Source organism: Acinetobacter sp. 24-47-62, from assembly GCF_056779765.1.
The window spans coordinates 1-511 of record NZ_JBWYIN010000039.1 but is presented as its reverse complement, the minus strand read 5'-3'; the positions used below and the strand labels follow the sequence as shown (position 1 = coordinate 511).

1 protein-coding gene and 1 pseudogene are annotated in these 511 nt (G+C 45.8%); both read left to right on the top strand.

Annotated elements, in window-relative coordinates; translation table 11 throughout:
* Positions 1-189: pseudogene (locus AC1M87_RS14780) on the top strand (3-oxoadipate CoA-transferase); the annotation flags it as partial.
* 23 nt (positions 190-212) lie between these two features.
* On the top strand, positions 213-511 hold a 299-nt coding region (locus AC1M87_RS14775), incomplete at its 3' end, for a thiolase family protein (protein WP_481594121.1).

The following is a 511-nucleotide window of genomic DNA, read 5'->3' as shown; positions in this document are numbered from 1 at the left end:
CCTAAAATCGTTGCTGAGCTGACTTATCCTGCGACAGGTTTGAAATGTGTGGACCGCATTTATACGGACCTTTGTGTGATTGATGTGACGGCAGATGGCATGAAAGTCATTGAGAAAGTTGAAGGCTTATCTTTTGAAGAGCTTCAATCGATGACGGGTGCCAAACTCATTGATGCCACTCAGGCTTAAGACTGGTTTTAGGATCTTACACTATGAAAAACGCATACATCATTGATGCCATCCGTACGCCTTTTGGTCGTTATGCCGGTGGTTTAGCCCCTGTCCGTGCGGATGACTTAGGTGCAGTGCCATTAAAAGCGTTAATGGAACGTAATCCTTCTGTGGATTGGAATGTCGTCGATGACGTTTTATTTGGTTGTGCCAACCAAGCCGGTGAAGATAATCGTAACGTCGGTCGTATGTCGGCGCTTTTAGCAGGTATTCCTTATACAGTACCTGCAACCACAGTCAACCGTTTATGTGGTTCATCACTCGATACCGTAGCAATGGC